Genomic DNA, 16129 nt, shown 5'->3' on the forward strand with positions numbered 1-16129 from the left:
CGATTTACGCTATGATCGACAATCTTGTTCAATTGATAGGAAGCGATAGGAAATGCCCATGGCAAGATTCAGATCGAAGACGGGGCGGCAGTGGCTGCTGTCTGCATTGTTTGCCGGCGCGGCGGCCTTGAGCGGGGTCCTGCCCGCCGATGCGCTTGCTGCGCCTCCTGCCAAGCAGACGACGCAAGTGCCTGGCTATTACCGGATCAATATCGGCGACATCGAAGTCACCGCCCTCTACGACGGCTATGTCGCACTCGATACCAAGCTGCTCAAAGGCGCCAGCGCCAATGATATCCAGAGCCTGCTTGCCCGCATGTTCGTCGCCTCGGGCAATGGCGTGCAGACGGCGGTCAATGCTTTCCTGATCAACACCGGCAAGAATCTCATCCTGGTCGATACCGGTGCGGCTCGATGCTTCGGCCCGACGCTCGGCGTCATTCCAGACAATCTGCGCGCGGCCGGTTACGACAAGGCGCAAGTCGACACCGTTCTGCTCACCCATCTGCACGGCGACCATGCCTGTGGCCTGCTGGCCGCCGAAGGCAGGCCAGCCTTTCCCAATGCCACGATCTATGCGGCCGAGGATGAAGCCGCGTTCTGGCTGGGCAAGGACAACGCAGCCAAGGCGCCGAAGGAAGTGCAGCCTTTCTTCAAGATGGCGCAGGATGCGATAGAACCCTATGTCGCCGCCGGCAAGTTCAAGCAATTCAATCCTGGCGACACCATCCTGCCGGGCGTGGTCTCGGTCCCGGCGCAGGGACACACTCCCGGGCACGCCGGCTACATGTTCGGCCCCGGAGAAGGCGAAGACCAGTTGCTGGTCTGGGGCGACATCGTGCACAGCCATGCGGTGCAGTTCGTCCGGCCGGAAGTCGCGATCGAATTCGACGTCGACAGCAAGAAGGCGATTGCGACCCGCAAGTCTCTGCTCGCCCAGGCCGCGAAGAAGAAGCTCTGGGTCGCAGGCGCGCACCTGCCTTTCCCCGGCATCGGCCATGTGCGTTCCGAAAGGAAGGGCTACTCGTGGGTGCCGGTCGAATATTCGCCTTTGCAGCAGAAGTGATGCAAAAGCAGTAATTCCTTAACTTCAACCGTGCGGGTGGCTGCCCCCGCACGTTTTTATTGCCTCCATTCCTCCTCATCTTTATTCCCCCCGGCTTTCCCATGAACTTGGGAGATACAAGCTTCGACCGCTCGCGTAAGCTATCGCGCTTTTGACGGCAGCCAGCTTGCTGCATATCATCATGCAGCGACGCGCAGGCATGCCGCGCGCCGTAAAGCAATTTCAATTCAAATACCAAGCACCAGGGAGAACACATGTCCGCATCCATCCGTACCGTCCTTGCCGCCTGCATCGCCGCGGGCGCGTTCACCGCGCACGCGCAGAACCGCGCGCCGGCCGCGCAATACTGGGTCGACCTGTCCACCACCAGCATGTCGATTCCCGGCATGCCCGAGGAAGCAAGCGTGGGCGGCACGGGCGTCGGCCTGCTCGGCGGCCTGATGGGCGGCAATCCGGGTGCCGCGGCCATGGGCGCCATGGGTGGCATGGGTGGCCGCGGCAAGTCCCTCGATGCCGAACTCCACGTGCGTGCCAAGCCGGCGGGCGTCGAAGGCACGCATGCCATTCCTGCCGCCATGAACATGGGGCCGTCGCTGCTGCTGACGCCTTACCGTCCGCAGCCGGCAAGCCACGGCGGCACCCACGCCGAGCGCAACGACACGCCGGAAAGGCCGAAAGGCCGCATCCTGATGTACTGGGGGTGCGGCGACAGCATCGCTGCGGGACAGCCGCGCATTCTCGATTTCGCCAAGCAGAACGCCAGCGAGTATGCTCAATTCTTCTCAAGCCATGCCGGCGCCAGCAAGGGCGTGCAGAATCGTGCCGGCAATGCGCTGTGGCCGAACGAGCGAGACAGCAAGCGCGTACCCGACAATGCCTCGCTGCAGGGCGAGCATGCGGTGAGCGGAGAGGGAGTGCCGCCCAGCCTGAAATTCAGCGTGAGCCCGGAATACGATTTCCTGCCGCGCGCCAGCATGACGGCCAAGGGACAGCCCAGGGATGGCGTGCAGCTCGGCTGGCCGGCCATGCAGCATGCCAAAGCCTACTTCCTGCACGCCCAGGGCGCAGCTCGCGGGCCCGACGGGGCGCAGGACATGATCATCTGGAGTTCCAGCGCGAAGCCGGAAAACGGCTGGGCATTGATGAGCTACCAGTCGCCGGCGCAGGTGGCGAAGCTGCTGCAGCAAAAGATCGTACTGCAGCCGAATGTCACGAACTGCACCATACCCAAGGGCATCTTCGACAAGGCCGAAGGCGCGATGGTCAACATGATCGCTTACGGCCCGGAACTGAATGTGTCGCATCCGCCGCGGCCGGCCAAGGCGCCCGCCGACTGGCAGCCGGAATGGACAGCGCGCGTACGCATCAAGTCCACCGGCATGACCATGCTCGGCATGGCTGAAGGTGCCAACAATGCCGACAGTGCCAACAATGCCGCCGGTGCTCATGGTACTGATGGCGCCGGCGGAGCCGTCACCGAAGCGCAGGATTCCCCGCTGTCCCTGCCGCTGCCCGGCGTCCCCAACCCGGTGAAGGTGCTCAAGGGCCTGTTCGGCGGTTGATTCCTAATTGCTTGGGCCGGTCTTGATCTGGTGCGGGCATGCGCCAGCTCAAGCCGGCGCGATGATCTGCCGCGTCCGTGGTCCAACGCGGAACTTCCTCTCTTTCCATTACGCATGCCCGCACCATATCCTGCCCGCTCCGTTCCGCTTTCGCGCGCCGCGCTCGTCGCACCGCTGCTGATGCTTCTCCATCTGCTTGCCGCCGATGCGCGCGCGCAGGCGCAACTCCAGGCACAACCCAAATGGGAAGTCGGCCTGGGCCTCGGCGTATTGAGCGTGCCGGATTATCGGGGCGCAGATACCCGCTCCAGCTACCTGCTGCCCGCGCCGTACTTCATCTATCGCGGCGATATCTTGCAGGCCGACCGCAACGGCATGCGGGCGGCGCTGTTCGAGAGCGACCGGGTGGAAGTCAATCTGAGCCTGAATGCCAGCCTGCCGGGACGCAGCGACAACAGCCCCTTGCGCGAAGGTATGGAAAAGCTGCGGCCCATCGTCGAAGCCGGACCGACGGTCGATCTGCGCCTGTGGAGCAGCGGGCGCCGGCAGGCCCGTCTCGACCTGCGCCTGCCGGTGCGCGCCGCATTCACCGTGGAGTCGTCGCCGCGCCAAGCCGGCTGGCTGTTCTCTCCCAACCTGTTGCTGCGGGTCGGCGATCCGGCCGGCCTGCGGGGATGGAAGCTTGGCCTGCAGACCGGCCCGGTCTACGGCTCGCGCGAATACAACGGGTATTTCTACGGCGTCGGAGCGGCGGACGCGAGGCCGGATCGTCCGGCCTACGCTGCACCCGGCGGCTATGCCGGGATGCAGGCCTCGGCCACGCTGTCGAAGCGCTTTTCCCGTTACTGGGTGGGGGCGTTCCTGCGCTACGACCATCTGGGCGGCGCGGCCTTCGCCAGCAGTCCGCTGGTGCGGCAGCGCAGCGCCGTCACCGGCGGCGTGGCGGTGTCTTGGATATTCGGCCAGTCAGCCACGATGGTGCGGAGCGACGAGTAGCCCGAATTCGCGTGGACAGGTTTCACTCCTCGGGCGAATCGCCGCCGATGTAGCGCGGATCGGGCGCCACATAGGCCATGACGCTGCGTTCCAGCATGCCGGGCGGCGCCACGCGCTTGAGGTCGAACGCGGAAATACTGGTGGCGCCGGTGAAGCTCCAGGCGAAGGATTTGCCGCCGACGTCGAACCTGACGATTTCTCCGCCGATCACATTGACCCAGCGCGTCGCGGGAGTGATGGCGATCGCATACTGCGCGGCCTCGGGCGGCGCCGGATCGCCGAGCAGCTTGACGGGGGTTTCGAGCGCCGACGCGACAGGCGATGCAAGAGAGAGTGCCAGGCCGCCGATGGCTGCCAGCAGGGAAGGTTTTTTCATGTCTAACTCCGGTGGGCGGTAGACGCAGTAAAGCAGCGGATCGTCATGTGCGGGCATGCTCGTGCGGTTGGTCGACCTGGCCGCGCCATGCGCCGGTTTCCTGGCCGCGCGCTTCGATGAATTGCTTGAAGCGCCCAAGATTGTCATCCAGCCTGCGCGACAGCAGGCCGAGCGTGCTGGCGACGCTTTCGGCAATGCCTTGCGGCGCATAGTCCATCTGCACGGTGACCTGGCTGCGGCCGCCGCCGAGGTCCTGGAAGAGCACGATGCCGGCATTCGGTGCGCCCGATGTGCTGCGCCAGGCGATGCGCTGGTCGGGCAGCTGCTCGGTAATCTCTGCATCCCACTCCTTGGTTCTGCCGCCGATGTCGGCGCGCCAGTGCAGGCGGGTCGCGTCCAGCTGCCTCACCTCCGTGATGCCGTCCATGAATTCCGGAAACTGCTCGAACTGCGTCCACTGGTTGTAAGCGGTGCTGACGGGTACGTTGACCTGCACCGATTTTTCCACGATCGACATGTTTGCCTCCTGGCGATGCCTGCCGGATGCGGGCCTGCTCCGGCATGGTGCTCTGTATCCTGACCGTATTTGGACACCGCCCGCGGCGGCAAAGATTCCGCGCTGTTCAGCGTTCATGCGCCCGCTTGAGTTCCTGCAAGGGATAGCGGGTGCCACGCCAGTCGATGCCGTTGCGCGCCAGTGCCAGCAGGCTGCCGCGCCACCAGATCAGCAGTTCCACCAGGCTGACGATCGGGGCGTACAGCAGGCAGCGATAGGACCAGCGGCGGGCATGGAGCAGATCGACATACAGCAGCATGCCGGCCACCACGGTGGCAATGTTGAGCCAGCGCGCAGCTCCTTCGGTAACGAACATGCCTATCCAGGGCCATACGCGCAAGATGAGAATCAGCAGGCTGACGGCGCAGAGTTGGACCAGCTGGTAATCGAACGCCGAGAAAATGTTCTTTTCCATGCCGCGCATCATGTCGCGCGTCGTCGGATACCACTCGATGGATACCATGTCGCTGCCGAACAGCGCATGCTGTCGATGGCCGTGTGCCTTGATGCGCTTGCCCAGCATCATGTCGTCGAGCACCGCCAGCGGCATCGCCGCATGGCCGCCGATGTCGAAATAGGCATGGCGCCGCACCAGGTTGAAGCCGCCGACGCCGACGTAGCGGCCGGGCGAGTCAGCCACTTTCCAGGGCTTGAAGCGCGACATGAAGGCGGTGGCGAAACTCAGGATCATCACCTGCAGCAAGGGCGGATGCGCGACGACGTCGAAGAACAGCGTGAGGTGATCGACCCGCCTGTCCTCGCAGTAGGCGACCGCGCGCCGCAGGGCGCTCGGCGTGAACACCGCGTCGGCATCGGTGAACAGCAGATAGTCGCCGCCGGCCGTCTGGGCGCCGCGCTGCAGCGCATGGTTCTTGCCGAGCCAGCCGGCCGGCAGCGACTCCAGGTGCAGCACCTTCAGCCGCCCGTCTTCGGCTGCGATGCGGTCGAGCACGGCGCCGGTCGCATCGGTGGAGCGGTCATCGATGGCAATGATTTCAAGCCGGGGATAGTCGATGCCGAGCAGTGAGCGCATCGCCGGCTCTATGGTGCCGGCTTCATTGAGCGCCGACACGATCACCGATACGGCCGGCAGTGCATCGCCGGCCGCCGGCGGCATGTCCCGGAGCTGGGCGATCCTGCGCCAGCCGAGCGCCACTTCCAGGCAGATGCCGCCGACAATGATGAAGCTGGCCAGTGCTAGCCAGAAAGCGGCGTCGTTGCTCAGGACCAAGGACGACCCCGGTTGGCGCTGGACAGTTGCATTGCCGGCACTGTCTGCATTGCCCGCATTGCCCGGTAAATGCTCAGCGCGCGCTGCCGCCGGACGGCGTGCCGGAAGCGGGGGCGGCGCCCGAACTCGAGCCCGCCGACGAGCCCGCATTGGCGCCAGCCGAACCGCCGGCGCCGCCGCTGCTGGAGCTGCCTCCCGTTGCATTGCCGGGGCCGCCGCTGGCGGGGCCGCTCGGCTGGGTGCCGGGAATATTGCCCGAGGCCGCTGTTTCACGGCCGGTCTGGGTCTCGCCGGGGTTGGACTTGACCGATGCCTGCATGCTTGCCAGTTCCTGCCGTACTTGCTGCTGAGCGGCGGTGGAACTCAGGTTGGGCCACTCGTTGTCGGTGAATCCCTTCGCATTCTCGACCACCTTGCGGTCGATATTGAGCAGCAGGTCCAGGTCGGGCCGGCTGGGATAAGTGAAGGCGGCAAAAGGCACGGCCACCAGCTTGTCGCCGGGGCTCCAGGACTTGTCCACTTCCATTACCAGGTAGGATCCGGCATTGCCGAGATTAAGCACCAGGTCCTCGATCTCCCCGGCGTCATGTGCAGCGCGGTCGTTGATATCCTTGCCGATCAGGTACTTGGCCGACATCAGCCTGGCGCCCGCCGCGGTGTGGCGCACCGTTTCTTCCTTGAAGAAATAGCTGTCCACCTCGCTGCGATAGCTGTCGCGGCTGAAGTTGGCCTCCTTCTTTTCATCGTAGCTCGGCGCCTTCTTCAACTGGTCGGCGGTGGCATTGAGGATCACGCCATCCTTGTCGCCGCCGACCTTGAAATTGGCGGCCGGCACCGCGACCATCCTTTCGCCGACACCAAGCGTGCCGCCGGCGGACAATACGACGTAGGCGGCGCGTTCATTATCGATGTCCACCATCACATCGTCGATCTTGCCGAGCTTGTCGCCCTGTGCATTTTTTACATCCATGCCGATCAGCTTGCTGGCGCGCATGTCGTACGATGTGCTCTGGCCGGTCGACGAGCGGGCCGCCGGCGCGTTGGCCTTGTCCTGCGCCAGCGCCGGCGCGGACAGGGCCATGCCGAACGATGCCATCACCGCAACCGCGATCAGTTTTCTTCCGCTTTTGATGTTCGTGATTTTCATTATTCAGACTCCTCAAGAAACTCGGACATGAACGCCTGGGCGTCCCTTTTCCTTTCTCGAGCAAAATCCGAGCCCAGAGCGGATAAATCCTTGTGGAAGAGCGTTGAATAAGGCGGAGGAAAATTTTTCAGGAAGCTTGCGTGCCATCGGTTTCGGCGTCGCGTTCAGCCAGTTCCTGCCAGCATGACAGGCAGCCGGAACCGCTTTCGGCGGCCAGACATTCCGCTTCATCCAGGGCAATGCCGCCACCATGGGCAAGGACGCGCACCTTGCCGAGCAGATCCGCCTGGCTGACCGCTTGCGCCAGGGGAGACGCCGGTGCAGCGTCCGCGCCTGCGGCCGGTGCCAGCGCGCCTACCACTTGCGGCGGAAATGCCCACTCCTTGCCGACACGCACGGCCAGGCGCCGTGCATTGTCTGCAAACACCGCGCAAAATTTTCCCGACTGGAGGTTTTCCTGGCCGTCGGACACCTGATCCATCGCCCGCAATGCAGCCATCATTCCGACATTCTGCAGCAGCCCGGCCAGGAACACCTCGAAGGCATCGGCGCCGAGCCGGCCGGCCACGCAGCGGCAGGCCAGCGCGGAATGGGAAGACAGTTCCGCCAGCCGCGGGGCGACGGTGCGGGTGAAATGACCCGATTGCAGTCCCAGCACGGGTTTGAAGGCGACGCTGGCCACCAGCAGGCGCAAGCCGTTCTGGCCGAGCAGCGCAAGCGCCTGCTCGATGCTGGTGATCGCCGTGCGGCGGCGGTAATGGGAAGTGTTGGCCTGGCGCAGTACCGCCGCCAGCAATACCGGGTCCTGCGCGATCTGCCCGGACAGCCGGGCGTTCGAAACATCCTTGTCGCGCAGGCTTTGCAGCAGCATCGGGATCACCGCCGGCATGCGCGGCACCAGGTCGGATACCGCCTGTTCGGTCGTGCCCGCAATGCGTTCCAGCGCCCGCGCCAGGCGCACCTCGGCGTCGTTGGGCCGCAGGCCGGCGCCGGCATCGACGCCGAGCAGCCAGGGATGAAACAGGCCGTCGATATCGGAGGCGGAGCGCGCCAGCATGGTGGTGGCGGTGTCCAGCGTCGCCGGCGGCGAGACATCTTCCGGTCCCGGGACGGGCGTGGATTCGCGGCCCAGCAAGCGATTCAACCAGTTTTTCATCGGGACGGCATCGGTAACGGAAATCGCCCCCGAAGGAAGGGGCCTGCGCAATAAGCTTGGAAAAGCTCGGGAAAGTATACCCTGCATCATCTTGAATTGGCCTCGACGGCAGGCGCATGGCATGTTTAAATCGGAGAAGTATTGCTGAAAAACAATCCAGAACAACAATTCATCAACCGAGCCCTCCTGATTCCATGTACGCCTGGCTTCGCCGCTTATTCGCCGATTCCGGCACGTCCGCGCATACTGTCCGCCCGGCGGGTGCGCCTGCGAACTCGCCGCAACCCGAAGTGCTGCGCCAGTCCAGCTTCGCCGCCGACAGCGTCACGGCGCTGCAGCGCGACCAGGTGGATTTCATCTTTGCAAGCTGGCTGTTCGAGGCGGAACACCATCCCGACATCTTCACCAACGGCAACGAGGACGCGATCCTCGCGGCCCTGGACGGCGTGGTCAAGTCCGAGCAGGCCGGGGCCCATCTTGTCAGGCGCATGCCGGGGGTGATTCCCCAGCTGCTGCAAAGCCTGCGCAACGGCGATTTCGCCGGACCGGAGCTGGCCCGCAAGATTTCCCAGGACCTTGTGCTGGTGGCGGAAGTCCTGCGTCTTGCCAACAGCGCCGCCTTCAGCCCCGGCAAGCCGATCACCAGCATCGACCACGCGATTCTCATCCTGGGTCAGAACGGCCTGCGCCAGCTGATCACGGGGGTCGCCTTCAAGCCCATCATCAACCTCAATTCCGGCAGTTTCACCAGGATGGTGGCGCCTCGCCTGTGGATGCAGTCGGAACGCTGTGCGATGGCCAACCGCCTGCTGGCGGACGGCGAGAAGGCCGATCCGCTGGAAGTGTTTCTGGCCGGACTGGTGCAGAACGTCGGGCTGACCGTGTCGCTGCGGGTCATCGACCAGATGTCCGACGGCCGCCAGCCGGTGGGCTCGCCTACCTTCTGCAACGCGCTCGCGGGTTTCGGCCGCACGCTGGCCGTCAATATCGGCAGCGAGTGGCATTTTCCCGATACCGTGATGACGGCCATCCGCGAGCAGGGCGAAGCCTTGCGTCCGGCAGCCATGTCGCCCGTGGGCAGGGTGCTGTGGATGGGCGATTACCTGAGCAAGATCGATATTCTCCTGCGCCATGACAGGCTTGATGCCTCCGACCCGCATGTCGCCGACGGCTTGTCCGACCAGGAAAAGGAGTGCCTGCAGCAATTGATGGAAATCGAGGATCGCGACTGGCCTGGCCTGTCAGGCTCAAGCAAGTAAAAAATCGCGATTTGTCCACGCCTTGAGCGTCTGCAAGGGCTTGCAAACGACAAATTGTGACTTACATCTATTTCACCGGTGAACTACTGCCGGTGCAACCGCACTAAGTTTGTTATAACAACATCATTGCCGAGCAAACAAGTGAAAGAAGCCGCCATGCCCGAACAGGAATCCGCCAAGCCAGATGTCAGCCAGGCAACCGAAACCGCCGGCGCCCAACCCGACAACACGCCCCCGCAGCCAGAACCGCGGCATACCTTGACCGATGAAGCGGCCGAGGCCGATACGCCGCTTGCCATGAAAGCCGCCGCCATGATCGGCAATAACAAGGGCAAGCTCGCCATCGGCGCCGCCGCCATGCTGGGCATGGCGGTGTTTTACAAATGGCGAGACAGCAAGCTGGCAAAGGAAGATCCGGAGGAATACGCCCGCCTGCGCCGGATCAAGGCCGGCCTGGAAAGTGGCGTCGATGCCGGCGGGGACACGGAAGCGGAGCCGGAAAAGAAGGATTAACATTCGGGTTTCCGCATTCCGAGGCCAATGCCATGACCACCCAATTGAAGATCGATTTCGTTTCCGATGTGTCCTGTCCCTGGTGCGCGATCGGCTTGAAGTCGCTTGAGCAGGCGCTCGAGCGCCTTGCCGCCGACAGCAATAGTGGCAGTGACGGCGACGGAGAAATCCGGGCCGAACTGCATTTCCAGCCGTTCGAACTCAATCCGCAGATGGCCCCGGAAGGCCAGGACATCGGCGAGCACCTTGCCGAGAAGTACGGCGCCACGCCCGAACAAACCGAGCGCACCCGCGAAGCCATCCGGGCGCGCGGCGAAGCGGTGGGTTTCGAGTTCCGCATGGACAAGCGCGACCGCATCTACAATACCTTCGACGCGCACCGGCTGCTGCACTGGGCCGAACTCGAAGGACCGGCGCAGCAGGCGGCGCTCAAGCATGCGCTGTTCCGCGCGTATTTCACCGATGGCGAAAATCCGGGTTCGCATGACGTGCTGCTGCGCGCGGCAGGGGAAGCCGGCCTCGATACGGCGCGAGCACGGGAAATCCTGTCCTCCGACGAATTCGCGGAAGACACGCGCCGCCGGGAACGCTTCTACCTCGACCAGGGCATCCATTCGGTGCCGGCGGTGATCATCAACGACCGCTACCTGGTGCAGGGAGGGCAGCCGGCGGAAGTGTTCGAGGATGCGCTGCGCAAGGTGGCGCAGGCATCGCGGGAAGCCAGGGCGCCGCAGGCCTGAGCGGCCTGCCGTTTGCTGCCGTTCGAATCCATCAAGGAGTCGCCATGAACCGTGAAGAACCGCGTCCCGACCCGATGCCGATCCAGCCGAGGACCGATGTGCCGCAGCAGGATCCGCTGGTCAATCCCGGGTATCAGCCGGTGCCGCAGGAGTTGCCGGCGGATGAAGACGGCAAGACTCCTTCGCCGCCTCCATCGCCATAAGAACTCCAGGTCTTCAGGTCTTGAGCCGGTAACCGGTCCTGAATATCCACCAGATGCCTGCCAGGCACAGCAGCATGAACACCAGCGTCATGCCGAGGCTGATGCCCACGCTGACGTCCGACACGCCGTAGAAGCTCCAGCGGAAGCCGCTGACCAGGTAGACCACCGGGTTGAACAGCGTGACCTTCTGCCAGAAGGGCGGCAGCATGCTGATCGAGTAGAAGCTGCCGCCGAGGAAGGTCAGCGGCGTGACGATCATGATCGGCACGATCTGAAGCTTTTCCCAGCCGTCGGCCCAGACGCCGATGATGAAGCCGAACAGGCAAAAGGTGATCGAGGTCAGGATCAGGAAGGCCAGCATCCACCACGGATGCACGATCGTATAGTCGACGAACAGCCATGACGTGAACATGATGATCAGCCCGAGGATCACCGACTTGCTCGCTGCCGCGCCGACATAGCCGATTACGATCTCGAAGGCCGAGATCGGCGCCGACAGCACTTCATAGATGGTGCCGGCCCACTTGGGCATGTAGATGCCGAACGAGGCATTGGAAATGCTCTCGGTCAGCACCGACAGCATGATCAGACCGGGCACGATATAGGCGCCGTAGCTGACGCCGTCGATCTGCGCCATGCGGGGGCCGATGGCCGAGCCGAACACGATGAAGTAGAGCGAGGTCGAGATCACCGGCGATGCGATGCTCTGCAGGATGGTGCGCCAGGTGCGCGCCATTTCGAAAATGTAAATTGCCTTGATTGCGTAGAAGTTCATGCGCGCCCCCTTACCAGGCTGACGAAGATTTCCTCCAGCGAGCTCTCGCTGGTCTGCAGGTCGCGGAAGTGGATGCCGTGCTCGTCGAGCCGCTTGAGCAGCTCCGGGATGCCGATGCGGTCGTCCTGGGCGTCGAAGGTATAGGTCAGCTGCGTGCCGTCCTGCGAGAGTTCGAGCTGATACTCCTGCAGGCCGTCGGGCACGCCCGCCAGCGGATGCTGCAGGTGCAGCGTCAGCTGCTTCTTGCCGAGCTTCTTCATCAGCACGTCCTTGTCTTCCACCAGCAGGATCTCGCCCTTGCTGATGACGCCGATGCGGTCGGCCATCTCCTCGGCTTCCTCGATGTAGTGCGTGGTCAGGATGATGGTCACGCCGTTCTCGCGCAGCCTGCGCACCATCTGCCACATGTCGCGCCGCAGTTCCACGTCGACGCCGGCGGTGGGCTCGTCGAGGAACAGGATCTTCGGCTCGTGGCTGAGCGCCTTGGCGATCATCACGCGCCGCTTCATGCCGCCGGACAGCGCCATGATCTTCGCATCGCGCTTGTCCCACAGCGACAGGTCCTTCAGGATCTTTTCGAGATAGGCCTTGTTGGGCGGCTTGCCGAACAGGCCGCGGCTGAACTTCACCGTATCCCAGACGCTTTCGAAGGCATCGGTCGACAGCTCCTGCGGCACCAGCCCGATCTTGGCACGCGCCGCCCGGTAATCGCGGGCGATATCGTGGCCGTCCGCCAGCACGCTGCCGGTGCTGGCATTGACGATGCCGCAGATGATGCTGATCAGCGTGGTCTTGCCCGCGCCGTTGGGGCCGAGCAGCGCGAAGATTTCGCCGCGCCGTATATCGAGATGGATGCCTTTGAGCGCCTGGAAGCCGGAGGCATAGGTCTTGGTAACTCCATTGACGGAAATGACTGCTTGCACGAGGTCTCCTCAGCAGTCGCAACAGGGAAGGAATGGGGATGCAATACGGGCAACTGGCGGCATGGGTGTTTTTCTCCTTATCGCAATGAATAGACGACATGGTAAGACATTGCGCGAAAACGCGAGCAAAGCCTCGCGCGCCTAGGCGGTGCCACCATTGAAGCAATGACAGCGCAACTTGAAACCATGGCATGCAGCAAGGACAAGTCTGTTGTCCTTGCTGCCACAAGACGAACGGTAAAAGTTGTTTCCATTCATTTTTTGCGTTGACTGCCGGAACCTTTTCTGCACAGCAATCTCAGAGACACGTGCCTTGCGTCAACATGATGTGAGGAAAGTTTTTCTGGGATGGGGAAGTGTTGAAGACCACAGCAACAACTTGCGGAGCGTTGACATCAATGCTGATGTCGGTGTGTGCTGCAATAGTACTAAGCGCCTGCGGCGGCGCGCCTGCCGATGAGGACCTGCTGCGCGCGGCGGGCGGAGCAGCACTGCCGAATGCGGCATCGAGCAAATTTCATGCAACGTCGAGTGAATTCAATCCGGCGGTCTGGGATCATCACACCTGGGACGAATGCGATTGCGGACGCAATGCCGCGCCGATCGGCAATGTGCCCTGGACGCAGATGAAACCTTGAGCCGGATGGTGGAAACGGCCTTACTCTTTACTGCAATGCATCCAATCCACGCGGTGCACGCGGTGCACGCGGTACATCAGCGTGCCGGCAGCAGCGCAGTGCGTTCGGTGCGCGCTCTCCTCAGCATCGCCTCGGCTTCGGCCACATCTTCCTTCAGCCGCTGCTGCCTGGCCTGATAGTCCTCATTCAGGCGCGAACCTCCCGTGGCATTGCCGGTGCGCTCGCCCGGCAGCGGTTCTATTCCCGCCTGCTGGCGCTTCCTGGCATCTTCCAGGAGCATCTCGGCCTTGAGCACGTCGGATTCCGCGTCCTGCAGTGTTCTGCGCCGGTCGGCGGCGGCGATTGAAGGCACCTTGGTTACCGGAGTGGGTTCGACGCGCGGCGGCAAGGCCGGGCGCTTGCCCGATTCGGACTTCCAGGTATTGGCCGCAGGATCGGGCGCAAGAGTCTCGTCCAGCTTCGCTCCCTTGATGAGCTTGTCGGAGTAAACGATTTTTCCGTCGGGCATGACCTGTCGGTACACCTTCTCCGCCGGCTTGCCGAGCTTGGCGGGCGCGGTTACGGTCAGTTCCTTCTCGGCATGGGCAAGCAAGGAATGCCCTGCGAGCAGCAGGGCCATCGGGAGATAACGCAGGAGAGAGGATTGTGTCATGGCGGCATGCCTCCTATGCTCGATAAGGTAGCAAAGCCTGCCGGCGGGCGCGATGAGAATCAGCAAATTGTGAGGCGATAGATGCTGCGGGGAGAAGTGCGTTGCTACCTGCGGTTTCAGCCGGGTCCACCTGCCGCAGTCGCGGCACGATGGTTCTGCTGCAGGGATCGATCGGCGGCATGGCGGGCAAACACATGCTCATGATGCCGCGCTGTTCGTCAGCCGGCGAGACAGCGCGTTCGCCGCAATCGCTGAACTTTCCCCCGGCGGGCACATCGCAGCAATAGTTTCAGAGACCGCTCCTGTGGCGCTTCCACATAGAGGCCGACGCTCCGACTTTCCAGGATCCACCGCATGAAGCCCATACCCAAGGACAAGGCGCTCGACAGCACGCTGGCGCTGCTGCGCGAAGCCTACAACTTCATTCCCAACCGCTGCGGCCGCCTGCGCACCGACATGTTCGAAACGCGACTGGTGGGGCAGAAGGTGATCTGCGTTTCCGGCGAAGAGGGCGCTGGCATGTTCTATCAGCCCGATCGCTTCACCCGCCGGCATGCGATTCCGCCGACCGCATTGCTGCTGCTGCAGGATCTCGGCAGCGTGCAGTTGCTCGACGGCGAGGCGCATCGGCTGCGCAAGCAGATGTTCATGTCCATCATGCGACCGGAGCGCATCGCGGAATTGACGCAACGGTTCGCCGGGCAATGGCACCAGCGCCTCCGGCAATGGGAAAGCGCGGAGCAGGTGGTGCTGCATCATGAAGTCGAGCGATTGCTGTGCGGCGCGGTATGCGAATGGGCCGGGCTGCCATTGACCGAAGCGGCGTTGCAACAGCGCACCCGGGAATTTTCCGCGATGATCGACGGCGCCGGCGCGGTGGGGCCGCGCAACTGGCGGGGGATGCGGCTGCGCTCGCGCACCGAAAACTGGATCCGCAGCGTCGTCACGATGATTCGGGCAGGACACATGCAGGTTCCCGACAATAGCGCTGCGCAAATCATCGCGCTGCATCGCGATGCCGATGGAAAACTTCTTGATACCGACGTGGCGGCAGTCGAACTGATCAACATCCTGCGGCCCACGGTCGCGGTCGCCCGCTATATCACCTTTGCCGCGCTGGCACTGCATCGCTATCCCGACGTACGGCAGCGCCTGCTTGCCGAAGATGCAGATGAGAACGACTACCTCGGCTGCTTCGTGCAGGAGGTACGGCGCTTCTATCCTTTCTTCCCCGCAGTAGGTGGCCGCGTACGCGAAGAATTTACATGGCGCGGTCTCAACTTTGCAAAAGGCTCCTGGGTATTGCTGGACATCTATGGCACCAATCACGATCCTCGCATCTGGAAAGACCCGCAAACCTTCAATCCGGAACACTTTCGCGAATGGAACGGCAGTCCGAACAACTTCATACCGCAAGGCGGCGGCGACTTCGATCTCGGCCATCGCTGCGCCGGCGAATGGCTGACGATCGAACTGGTGAAAACCGCTACCCGCCTGCTGCTGTCTTCCATGACCTACGAAGTGCCGCGCCAGGACTTGCGCATCGACATGTCGCGTATGCCCGCAATACCGGAAAGCCGCTTCGTGATCAGCAAGGTCAGGCATGTGTTCCGCACCGCGCCGCCCGTCATGGAACTCGAACATGGTGAGCGCAGCAGGTTCGACGGATAGAACCTGCGATGGCATGCTCCTTGCAGCCCTTCATCGTTTCAATACGAACCATGACGGAGCCAACATGAAGATCATTACCTCGATAAGCCTGGCGGCGCTGCTTGCGGCCGCCGGTATCGCACAGGCGCAGACGCCGACCAACAGCACATCGGGCATCAGTTCCCGCACCATGGGTTCGGGCAGTTCGGTGGAGCCAAACTCCCGCAGCGGAGACGGCAGCAGCGGTTCGACCGGCATGTCGACATCGGGCGGAAGCGGCACGACCGCATCCGGCACCACCCGTTCCGGCGCTGCATCGCCCGGCAGCAGCGCCGACTGTCCGCCGACCAGTGCGTCCGCCAGTGGCGGCAAGGCAAGCGCATCGGCCTCCACCCAGACCGGCAGCGCAGGCATCAATTGCGGCACCGCGCAAGCGTCGGGAAGCTCCGGCAGCACGTCGAGTACGTCCGGCAACAGTGTCACCGGTCCGGGCATGCCCAGTGCAAATCCGACCTCGGGCGGCGTCGGCACCATGGGGAGCGGCTCCTCCGGATCGCCGAGCGGCCCGGGCATCGCAGGTCCCACCAACGGCATCGGCCGCTGAGCCGTCCGCACGCAGTCAGGGCCGGCCTCCGCCGGCCTTTTTCATTGTTCGTACCTTTTTCGTTCCGCGTATTCGCCCCTCG

General features: G+C 63.3%; 18 protein-coding genes. 9 read left to right on the plus strand and 9 right to left on the minus strand.

Going from position 1 to position 16129, the window contains the following annotated elements; all coding sequences use genetic code 11:
- Positions 1-58: 58 nt before the first annotated feature.
- The 3 genes from RY831_RS05150 (at position 59) to RY831_RS05160 (ending at position 3624) form a co-directional block, all read left to right on the plus strand.
- Positions 59-1066 carry an MBL fold metallo-hydrolase gene (locus tag RY831_RS05150; protein ID WP_326505254.1) on the plus strand — a complete coding sequence of 336 codons (1008 nt, stop codon included), beginning with the start codon at positions 59-61 and terminating at the stop codon, positions 1064-1066.
- A 254-nt stretch (positions 1067-1320) separates the two neighbouring features.
- The gene (locus RY831_RS05155; protein WP_326505255.1) at positions 1321-2628 is read left to right on the plus strand and encodes a hypothetical protein; all 1308 of its coding nucleotides are present in this window, start codon (positions 1321-1323) and stop codon (positions 2626-2628) included.
- A gap of 114 nt (positions 2629-2742) precedes the next feature.
- Positions 2743-3624 (plus strand): MipA/OmpV family protein, encoded by an 882-nt coding sequence (locus RY831_RS05160; protein WP_326505256.1) that lies wholly within the window; start codon positions 2743-2745, stop codon positions 3622-3624.
- Positions 3625-3646: 22 nt separating this feature from the next.
- Here RY831_RS05160 and RY831_RS05165 read toward each other — a convergent pair whose 3' ends face one another.
- The 5 genes from RY831_RS05165 to RY831_RS05185 all read right to left on the minus strand — a co-directional run bounded on the left by RY831_RS05165 (position 3647) and on the right by RY831_RS05185 (position 8090).
- On the minus strand, positions 3647-4000 hold the full coding sequence (locus RY831_RS05165; protein ID WP_326505257.1) for a CzcE family metal-binding protein: 354 nt from the start codon (positions 3998-4000) through the stop codon (positions 3647-3649).
- 43 nt (positions 4001-4043) lie between these two features.
- On the minus strand, positions 4044-4517 hold the full coding sequence (locus tag RY831_RS05170) for an SRPBCC family protein (protein ID WP_326505258.1): 474 nt from the start codon (positions 4515-4517) through the stop codon (positions 4044-4046).
- Between the two features lie 106 nt (positions 4518-4623).
- Complete coding sequence (locus RY831_RS05175) at positions 4624-5787, minus strand: glycosyltransferase family 2 protein (RefSeq protein WP_326505259.1); 1164 nt, start codon at positions 5785-5787, stop codon at positions 4624-4626.
- A 73-nt stretch (positions 5788-5860) separates the two neighbouring features.
- A complete protein-coding gene (locus RY831_RS05180) occupies positions 5861-6934 on the minus strand; it encodes a PRC-barrel domain-containing protein (RefSeq protein ID WP_326505260.1) in 1074 nt (357 codons plus the stop codon).
- 127 nt (positions 6935-7061) lie between these two features.
- Complete coding sequence (locus RY831_RS05185; protein WP_326505261.1) at positions 7062-8090, minus strand: HDOD domain-containing protein; 1029 nt, start codon at positions 8088-8090, stop codon at positions 7062-7064.
- Positions 8091-8284: 194 nt separating this feature from the next.
- On the opposite strand from RY831_RS05185, the gene RY831_RS05190 reads away from it, so the two are divergent.
- From RY831_RS05190 to RY831_RS05205, 4 genes are all read left to right on the plus strand, one after another.
- Complete coding sequence (locus RY831_RS05190) at positions 8285-9349, plus strand: HDOD domain-containing protein (protein WP_326505262.1); 1065 nt, start codon at positions 8285-8287, stop codon at positions 9347-9349.
- Between the two features lie 156 nt (positions 9350-9505).
- Complete coding sequence (locus RY831_RS05195) at positions 9506-9862, plus strand: hypothetical protein (protein WP_326505263.1); 357 nt, start codon at positions 9506-9508, stop codon at positions 9860-9862.
- 32 nt (positions 9863-9894) lie between these two features.
- Positions 9895-10602, plus strand: a complete 708-nt coding sequence (locus RY831_RS05200; protein WP_326505264.1) for a DsbA family oxidoreductase — start codon at positions 9895-9897, stop codon at positions 10600-10602.
- Between the two features lie 44 nt (positions 10603-10646).
- Positions 10647-10805, plus strand: coding sequence for a hypothetical protein (locus RY831_RS05205; protein WP_326505265.1), 159 nt, complete (start codon positions 10647-10649; stop codon positions 10803-10805).
- A gap of 13 nt (positions 10806-10818) precedes the next feature.
- On the opposite strand, the gene RY831_RS05210 is transcribed toward RY831_RS05205, so the two are convergent.
- Together RY831_RS05210 and RY831_RS05215 are read right to left on the minus strand one after the other, a co-directional pair.
- A complete protein-coding gene (locus RY831_RS05210) occupies positions 10819-11580 on the minus strand; it encodes an ABC transporter permease (RefSeq protein ID WP_326505266.1) in 762 nt (253 codons plus the stop codon).
- Entirely contained in the window at positions 11577-12503 is a 927-nt protein-coding gene (locus RY831_RS05215; RefSeq protein ID WP_326505267.1) for an ABC transporter ATP-binding protein, read from the minus strand. The genes RY831_RS05210 and RY831_RS05215 overlap by 4 nt, the downstream gene beginning before the upstream one ends.
- A gap of 389 nt (positions 12504-12892) precedes the next feature.
- Here RY831_RS05215 and RY831_RS05220 point away from each other — a divergent pair, with 389 nt between their 5' ends.
- Complete coding sequence (locus tag RY831_RS05220; RefSeq protein WP_326505268.1) at positions 12893-13141, plus strand: hypothetical protein; 249 nt, start codon at positions 12893-12895, stop codon at positions 13139-13141.
- Positions 13142-13217: 76 nt separating this feature from the next.
- Here RY831_RS05220 and RY831_RS05225 read toward each other — a convergent pair whose 3' ends face one another.
- Entirely contained in the window at positions 13218-13793 is a 576-nt protein-coding gene (locus RY831_RS05225; protein ID WP_326505269.1) for a hypothetical protein, read from the minus strand.
- Positions 13794-14147: 354 nt separating this feature from the next.
- Between RY831_RS05225 and RY831_RS05230 the strand changes: the two genes are divergently transcribed.
- Entirely contained in the window at positions 14148-15464 is a 1317-nt protein-coding gene (locus RY831_RS05230) for a cytochrome P450 (RefSeq protein WP_326505270.1), read from the plus strand.
- A gap of 30 nt (positions 15465-15494) precedes the next feature.
- Here RY831_RS05230 and RY831_RS05235 read toward each other — a convergent pair whose 3' ends face one another.
- A complete protein-coding gene (locus tag RY831_RS05235; RefSeq protein WP_326505271.1) occupies positions 15495-16016 on the minus strand; it encodes a hypothetical protein in 522 nt (173 codons plus the stop codon).
- Positions 16017-16129 lie beyond the last annotated feature (113 nt).

Source organism: Noviherbaspirillum album (genome assembly GCF_035916955.1).
GTDB lineage: Bacteria > Pseudomonadota > Gammaproteobacteria > Burkholderiales > Burkholderiaceae_D > Noviherbaspirillum > Noviherbaspirillum album.